Source organism: Bacillus sp. OK048, assembly GCF_900103525.1.
Classification (GTDB): domain Bacteria; phylum Bacillota; class Bacilli; order Bacillales; family Cytobacillaceae; genus Neobacillus.
Genome location: NZ_FNHN01000020.1, coordinates 45,100 through 52,009, shown reverse-complemented (window position 1 = coordinate 52,009; position 6,910 = coordinate 45,100). Strand labels below are relative to the sequence as shown.

Annotated in this window: 6 protein-coding genes, 11 tRNA genes and 1 rRNA gene; 1 reads left to right on the top strand and 17 read right to left on the bottom strand. The window is 41.0% G+C overall.

The genetic code is table 11. The features are described 5' to 3' along the window. From BLR86_RS24010 to BLR86_RS23950, 13 genes are all read right to left on the bottom strand, one after another. Positions 1 to 77: ribosomal RNA gene (locus tag BLR86_RS24010) — 16S ribosomal RNA — on the bottom strand; the annotation flags it as partial. A gap of 189 nt (positions 78 to 266) precedes the next feature. After that, positions 267 to 340 (bottom strand) — tRNA-Gly (locus BLR86_RS24005). Positions 341 to 365: 25 nt separating this feature from the next. Further along, positions 366 to 442, bottom strand: a tRNA-Pro gene (locus tag BLR86_RS24000). A 6-nt stretch (positions 443 to 448) separates the two neighbouring features. After that, positions 449 to 525: transfer RNA gene (locus BLR86_RS23995), tRNA-Arg, on the bottom strand. 60 nt (positions 526 to 585) lie between these two features. Then, a tRNA-Leu gene (locus BLR86_RS23990) sits at positions 586 to 671 on the bottom strand. Positions 672 to 731: 60 nt separating this feature from the next. After that, positions 732 to 816: transfer RNA gene (locus BLR86_RS23985), tRNA-Leu, on the bottom strand. 61 nt (positions 817 to 877) lie between these two features. Then, positions 878 to 950: transfer RNA gene (locus BLR86_RS23980), tRNA-Lys, on the bottom strand. A 50-nt stretch (positions 951 to 1,000) separates the two neighbouring features. Continuing rightward, positions 1,001 to 1,075: transfer RNA gene (locus tag BLR86_RS23975), tRNA-Gln, on the bottom strand. Positions 1,076 to 1,177: 102 nt separating this feature from the next. Then, positions 1,178 to 1,254, bottom strand: a tRNA-Asp gene (locus BLR86_RS23970). A 56-nt stretch (positions 1,255 to 1,310) separates the two neighbouring features. Then, positions 1,311 to 1,382: transfer RNA gene (locus tag BLR86_RS23965), tRNA-Glu, on the bottom strand. Positions 1,383 to 1,391: 9 nt separating this feature from the next. Then, positions 1,392 to 1,482, bottom strand: a tRNA-Ser gene (locus BLR86_RS23960). Between the two features lie 7 nt (positions 1,483 to 1,489). After that, positions 1,490 to 1,564 (bottom strand) — tRNA-Asn (locus tag BLR86_RS23955). 120 nt (positions 1,565 to 1,684) lie between these two features. Continuing rightward, positions 1,685 to 2,158 (bottom strand): SprT family protein, encoded by a 474-nt coding sequence (locus tag BLR86_RS23950; RefSeq protein WP_090767858.1) that lies wholly within the window; start codon positions 2,156 to 2,158, stop codon positions 1,685 to 1,687. A gap of 93 nt (positions 2,159 to 2,251) precedes the next feature. Here BLR86_RS23950 and cmpA point away from each other — a divergent pair, with 93 nt between their 5' ends. Then, positions 2,252 to 2,365, top strand: coding sequence for a cortex morphogenetic protein CmpA (gene cmpA / locus BLR86_RS23945; protein ID WP_090767855.1), 114 nt, complete (start codon positions 2,252 to 2,254; stop codon positions 2,363 to 2,365). A 192-nt stretch (positions 2,366 to 2,557) separates the two neighbouring features. On the opposite strand, the gene BLR86_RS23940 is transcribed toward cmpA, so the two are convergent. The 4 genes from BLR86_RS23940 to alr all read right to left on the bottom strand — a co-directional run bounded on the left by BLR86_RS23940 (position 2,558) and on the right by alr (position 6,897). After that, positions 2,558 to 4,732, bottom strand: a complete 2,175-nt coding sequence (locus BLR86_RS23940; protein WP_090767851.1) for a Tex family protein — start codon at positions 4,730 to 4,732, stop codon at positions 2,558 to 2,560. Positions 4,733 to 4,912: 180 nt separating this feature from the next. After that, positions 4,913 to 5,263: a type II toxin-antitoxin system PemK/MazF family toxin gene (locus BLR86_RS23935; RefSeq protein ID WP_034673264.1), complete on the bottom strand. Its 351-nt coding sequence runs from the start codon at positions 5,261 to 5,263 to the stop codon at positions 4,913 to 4,915. A 4-nt stretch (positions 5,264 to 5,267) separates the two neighbouring features. After that, positions 5,268 to 5,549, bottom strand: a complete 282-nt coding sequence (locus BLR86_RS23930; RefSeq protein ID WP_090767848.1) for a CopG family ribbon-helix-helix protein — start codon at positions 5,547 to 5,549, stop codon at positions 5,268 to 5,270. 184 nt (positions 5,550 to 5,733) lie between these two features. Further along, the gene (alr, locus tag BLR86_RS23925; protein WP_090767845.1) at positions 5,734 to 6,897 is read right to left on the bottom strand and encodes an alanine racemase; all 1,164 of its coding nucleotides are present in this window, start codon (positions 6,895 to 6,897) and stop codon (positions 5,734 to 5,736) included. Positions 6,898 to 6,910 lie beyond the last annotated feature (13 nt).

Below are 6,910 nucleotides of genomic sequence, written 5' to 3'. Positions count from 1 at the left end.
CTCAAGATTCGCTCGACTTGCATGTATTAGGCACGCCGCCAGCGTTCGTCCTGAGCCAGGATCAAACTCTCCAAGAAAGTTGATATAGCTCATTTTGTTACGTTGGCTTAGCTTTTATAAAAAGCTAAAAAATTGTTTGTTGACGTTCTTGTTTGTTTAGTTTTCAAAGAACAATGCTACTACATTGAATAACTTCTTGCTGCCTTGCGACGAGCTGAAGAATTACATCTTCGAATATGCTATGGCGCAGGAGCAATTAAATAAATTGGAGCGGGTGAAGAGAATCGAACTCTCATCATCAGCTTGGAAGGCTGAGGTTTTACCACTAAACTACACCCGCATATTAAAATTATTAAAATGTTGAATGGTCGGGAAGACAGGATTCGAACCTGCGACCCCTTGGTCCCAAACCAAGTGCTCTACCAAGCTGAGCTACTTCCCGTATATATGGTGCGCCCGGCGGGAGTCGAACCTACAACCTTCTGATTCGTAGTCAGATGCTCTATCCAATTGAGCTACGGGCGCCTCTTTCGAGTCAACTTTTATATTGTATCAAACTGAATTTGATATGTCAATACTTTTTTTTGGTGCGGCCGAGAAGAGTCGAACTTCCACGGGGTTGCCCCCACTAGGCCCTCAACCTAGCGCGTCTGCCATTCCGCCACGACCGCGTATTTCAGCGACATTTCTAATCATAACAGATTATTAACGGATTTTCAAGAGTAAATAATTGGTGCGGGTGAAGGGAGTCGAACCCCCACGCCTTGCGGCGCCAGATCCTAAGTCTGGTGCGTCTGCCAATTCCGCCACACCCGCATATAGAATGTGAATTTACTAGTGTAAACTCAGAATTACTTGTTTGTGCAAATAATTCTAATGAGCCATGAAGGATTCGAACCTTCGACCCTCTGATTAAAAGTCAGATGCTCTACCAACTGAGCTAATGGCTCGTACTTCTGTTTCCCGCGTCGTCAGATGTTCCAATTGTGCTAATGGATCTTGGCTGGGCTAGCTGGATTTGAACCAACGCATGTCGCAGTCAAAGTGCGATGCCTTACCGCTTGGCTATAGCCCATTAATCTTATACTTACCTTGCATTACTTCTGTAGTTACATGTTACGACATTACTAGTTATCATCTCCAACTTTATTGGTAAAGAGACATCTTTTAATAGTAATGGCGGTCCGGACGGGACTCGAACCCGCGACCTCCTGCGTGACAGGCAGGCATTCTAACCAACTGAACTACCGGACCATATATGATATTAAATAAGAAACAGGAAATGAGCTAAATTCATCTCCCGTCCCTGATGACCCCTACGGGATTCGAACCCGTGTTACCTCCGTGAAAGGGAGGTGTCTTAACCACTTGACCAAGGGGCCTAAATTTTATGGCGGAGAAGGAGGGATTTGAACCCTCGCGCCGGTTACCCGACCTACACCCTTAGCAGGGGCGCCTCTTCAGCCTCTTGAGTACTTCCCCATAAAATTGGCTCCGCAGGTAGGACTCGAACCTACGACCGATCGGTTAACAGCCGATAGCTCTACCACTGAGCTACTGCGGAATAATATATTAAATTAGTCACCAAACAAGGACAATCATCTTGTCGACTCTTTACATTATAATGACGATGTTTCATAAAGTCAATATGATTTATTGATAAAATACACTGTGAAAAACACCCTTAATTCTGAAGTATTTCTTTCACTTTGGTTAGCTTACCTCTGCACTTCCCACATACATAACGACTCGTATTGATACTGCGTTTTCTATTATATTGCTGATGGCATTTTGTACATTTATAAAGGAGAATTTTATTAGGTGTTTGTTTCTTAGGTTTGTCTAGAAGCGGAGTGCAAAATCTCGGAGCACCTACTTTTTTCAATAACATTTTAAATTCTGGGTCTCTGTGCTGATATCCTTTTCCTTCTAAGTGGAGATGGTAATGACATAGTTCATGCTTTATTATCCCGATTAATTCGGTTAAGCCTAGTTGATCCAAATATTTTTTATTAATATCAATATTATGAGTCCCTAGCAGATATCTCCCTCCCGTTGAGCGGAGCCTGCTATTAAAAGTAGCTTTATGCCTAAATGGCTTACCAAAGGCGTCAATGGAAATTTTTTGGACCAATTTTTGTAGTTCTTTATCCTCCATTTAGTAACTCCTCCTTTTAAAGCGAACGTGACAACCTATTATAGCATATATTGTATATACCTATAATGATCTACTTTTCGGGAGGGTTAGTCTATGCCAACTTGGTTCCAAAACCAAATGAAAAGAGCTTTCTACGAGAAGGACCGATACCAAATTAAACTGTTAAACCAATGCTGGTTTTTTTACAGAAAGAAACAAAGCTCATAAGGTATTCCTTTATGAAGACCATTTTTATGATTCCCTTACGATTTCAGGCTTCATGAACCTTTTATGAGGACCATAATTACGATCCCCTTTCAATTTCGGGCATCACAGAAATCCCCCATCATGCCAGAAAAATCAAATGACCCAACGCTAAGCGATTGGGTCACCCATTTTTGCATATTTAAAGATTTCGCATTATTTAGAAGGCGGCAGCATAGTCAAAGCTACTCTTCCCTTTTTCATATCAATCGAGTCAACCCAAACTGTTACTACATCACCTACAGATACTATATCTAATGGATGTTTCACAAATCGATTACTTAGTTTGGAAATGTGAACTAGTCCATCCTGCTTAACACCAATGTCAACAAATGCACCAAAATCAACCACATTTCTAACTGTTCCCTGAAGCTCCATCCCAGCACTTAAATCTTCTAATTTTAAAACATCCTTCTTCAATAGTGGACGCGGCAAGTCGTCACGCGGGTCACGTTCTGGTCTTACTAATGCATCGATAATATCTTTTAATGTTAGTTCGCCAATGGATAGTTCAGCAGCCACCGCTTTAAGATCAAGTCCACTTAGCGCTTCCCTTAGTTCAGATGTCCCTAAATCCTTGGCTGAAAAGCCTAGGCTAGTCAATAGTTTCTTCACTTCATCATAATTTTCCGGGTGAATGCCTGTTTTGTCTAACGGCTGCTTCCCATCTAATACCCGTAAGAAGCCAATTGCTTGTTCATATGTTTTAGCACCTAGGCGCGGTACTTTCTTTAATTGTACCCGGCTAGTAAACTTTCCTTCCTCTTCTCTTTTCTTTACAATGTTGTGGGCTGCCGTTTTTGTTAGCCCGGCAACATATTGCAGCAAGGAGGCTGAAGCCGTATTTACATTAACACCTACACGGTTTACTGCAGTTTCAACAACAAAATGCAGAGATTCCGAAAGGCGTTTTTGCGCTACATCATGTTGGTATTGGCCCACTCCGACTGATTTAGGGTCGATCTTTACCAGTTCGGCTAGCGGGTCTTGTAATCTTCTAGCGATTGAAACGGCACTTCTTTCCTCAACTTGAAAATTAGGAAACTCTTCTCTCGCTAGGTCAGAGGCAGAGTACACACTGGCACCAGCTTCATTAACAATTAAATAAAAGATTTCTTCATCCATTTCTTTAAGGATGTCGGCGACAAATTGTTCCGTTTCACGAGATGCCGTCCCATTCCCAATAGCAGCCATCTCTACCTTATAATCACGCAGAATTCGAATGAACTTCTCTTTTGCTTCCTTTGTTTTTGATACGGGTGGATGCGGATAAATAACCTCAATTTTCAACACTTTACCCGTTTCATCCACTACAGCAAGCTTACAGCCTGTCCGATAAGCGGGATCCACCCCAATGACTACTTTTCCTTTTAACGGCGGCTGCAAAAGTAAATTACGAAGATTTTCAGAGAAAATATGAATCGCCTGCTCTTCACCTTTATCATTTAGTTCACTTCGAATTTCCCTTTCAATCGAGGGCTGGATCAGACGCTTATAGCTATCTTCAATTGCTTCTATAATAAAAGTTGCAGCAGGTGAGTGCTGGGCACGTACCCACTTTCTCGATAAGTAAGAAAGGATGATGTCATTATTCATCTTTATCGATACCCTTAAGATATCCTCTTTTTCGCCGCGATTTAGAGCAAGAATTCGATGAGGAACGATTTTATTTACCGGCTCCTCATATTCATAGTACATCTCATAAACCTTTTTCTCATCCTTATCTGCATCTTTCACCACAGATTCTACTTTCCCAGACTTAAAGGTTTCGTTACGAATCCATTTCCGCCCTTCAGCATCATCAGAGATCGTTTCAGCAATGATATCTTTTGCACCCACAATGACCTCTTCAACCGTAAAGACTTCTTTTTCATCCGATAAAAATTCTTTAGCCTTTTCCTCTATCGGGGTTTTAGGAAAGGTTAATAACCATTCTGCGAAAGGCTCCAGCCCTTTTTCCTTTGCGATTGTTGCTTTTGTTCGCCGTTTTTGTTTATACGGACGGTATAAATCTTCAACCTCTTGCAGCTTTTCTGCTTTCGTAATGTTATGTGTTAGCTCATCTGTTAATTTTCCTTGTTCAGCAATGATCCGAAGTACTTCTTCCTTCCTTTGCTCAAGGTTTTGTATGTATTGCCAGCGTTCTTGAATATTTCTTATTTGGACTTCATCTAGCGCTCCTGTCATTTCTTTGCGGTAACGGGCGATAAACGGTACAGTGTTACCTTCATTCAATAGAGAGATCACACTTTTTACCTGTTTATGAGATATGGTTAACTCGGCTGCTACCTTCCCAAGAAGCTGTTCATCTTTTACAACTGTATCATTCACAAAACAAACCTCCATTCCTATTACCATATTGTATCAAATTACAACCATCGATTCATTCCAGGAACCGTTTTCTACAATAAAAAAATAGCAAGCTAATTAGCTTGCTAAAAGCAGAAACAAATATAAGGTCAGAGCATACGTATAAAAAAACGCCCTTTCATTAAAAGAGCGTGCTTAATACTAAAATTCGATGAGACCTATACTTACTCGCAAGGCTTCATCCACTTTTTCCATCATTTCGTCATCGAGATGGGTTATTTTATCGGTTAACCGCTGTTTATCAATTGTACGAATCTGTTCTAAAAGTATGACTGAGTCTCGTTCAAAACCGTAGCGCTTCGCATCAATTTCTACATGAGTGGGAAGCTTAGCTTTTTGAATTTGTGCTGTAATCGCTGCAACAATAACTGTGGGACTAAACCGATTCCCGATGTCGTTTTGAATGACAAGTACAGGACGGACGCCGCCTTGTTCAGAACCAACAACTGGGGATAGGTCCGCGAAATAAACGTCACCACGCTTGACAATCAAGGGATTACCCTCCGCTTACAAGACGTTCAACTGTATGTTCTGCCTCGAACTCTGCTTGAAATGCTTCCGATGCAATCGATAAATTGATCATCGCCATTTCCATGTATCCACGTCTCATGGATTCGCGAAGTTGTCTCTTTTTACGTTCGCGTAAATACATTTTGGTTGCTTGATAAATAAACTCGCTCCGGTTAACGTTTTCTAATTTCACAAAACCATCTAACTCGGTTAAAAGATGTTGCGGTAATTTCACTAAGATTTCCGTAGTTGCGCCGGATTCAGACACAAACATACACCTCCACCATCACTACACACCAATTTTTCTATCTACCATATTTAATAATACCACTTAATGCCCAACATGCAAAGACAAAATATCATCCTTCTGTATTATAGGCCAAACAATCTACCTTTTATGCACTAAAATTCCGCATTAACATAAATATGATATATTTTACTAATTAGCCCACTTATTCGTGAAGAAGGTAGTTTTTTAATACGACAATTTTCCCACCTTGTTTATATAGACGCGGTACTCTAGTTGAAATGATACACGGTACTTCGTAATTAATGGTTTCTAGTTTCCCGGCAATTTCATTAACGGAAATGAATTCATTATTTTGCTTTCCAATTAATGTCACGGTCGTCCCAACTGGAACAAAATGCGGTAGTTTTACCATGCATTGATCCATACAAATTCTGCCTACAATTGGCACTCTTTTGCCCTCAACTAATACTTCCTGCCCTTGGAGTCTGCGAATCCATCCGTCCGCATAACCGATGGGAATCGTCCCAATCCACTCTTCTCCTTCTGCCTCATACGTAGCTCCATAGCTAACTTTATCGCCCTTTTTGAGCTTTTTCACATGAACAAGCCGCGAACAGAGTGAAAAGGCTTCTTTTAGAGGGATAGGCAGTTCATCGACAATTTCCAGTGAAGGGGTTAAACCATACATAACAATTCCAAGACGAACGGCATTAAAATTAGCCTTTGAAAAACGTAAAGCAGCAGCACTATTGCTGCAATGGACATACTTGGGACGTTCCTTTAATACGGACAGCAAATCATGAAATACCTCTATTTGTTTTTCAAAATAAGTCAGGTCCACTTCATCTGCTGTAGCAAAGTGGGTAAAGATGCCCTCAATTTCTATCCGGTTATCTTCAGAGATACTTTGAACTATAGCTGATAATTCTTCTTTTGTACGTATCCCTATCCTTCCCATCCCAGTATCAAGCTTGATATGAACGGAAAGTACTTGATCTATTGGTAAATAGGATTGAGCCGCTTTTATCCAATCTAATTGGAAAACGGTAATCGTGATGTCATAGTTTGTTGCGAGTTTTACATCCTCCGGGCGTGTAGCTCCTAAGACTAAAATAGGTGCCTGTATTCCCTTATTTCGGAGAGCAATGGCTTCGTCCATGAATGCTACTGCTAAGTAGGTTGCTCCCGCCTTCAGCGCACTCTCAGCCACTTTAAGGTCTCCGTGACCATACCCATTTGCTTTTACTACCGCTATTATTTCTACTTGTGGCGGCAAAAGTTTTTTTACGGAGGAAACATTCGCATTGATACAATCCAAATCAACTTCTGCCCATGTATCTCTATAGAAAAAGCTCTGCTCTGTCATTATTCCACTTCCT

Coding starts and splice junctions, on each gene's coding strand:
- BLR86_RS23950 (WP_090767858.1), bottom strand. CDS start 2,158: ATGGAGGATAAAGAACTACAAAAATTGGTCCAAAAAATTTCCATTGAC.
- cmpA (WP_090767855.1), top strand. CDS start 2,252: ATGCCAACTTGGTTCCAAAACCAAATGAAAAGAGCTTTCTACGAGAAG.
- alr (WP_090767845.1), bottom strand. CDS start 6,897: ATGACAGAGCAGAGCTTTTTCTATAGAGATACATGGGCAGAAGTTGAT.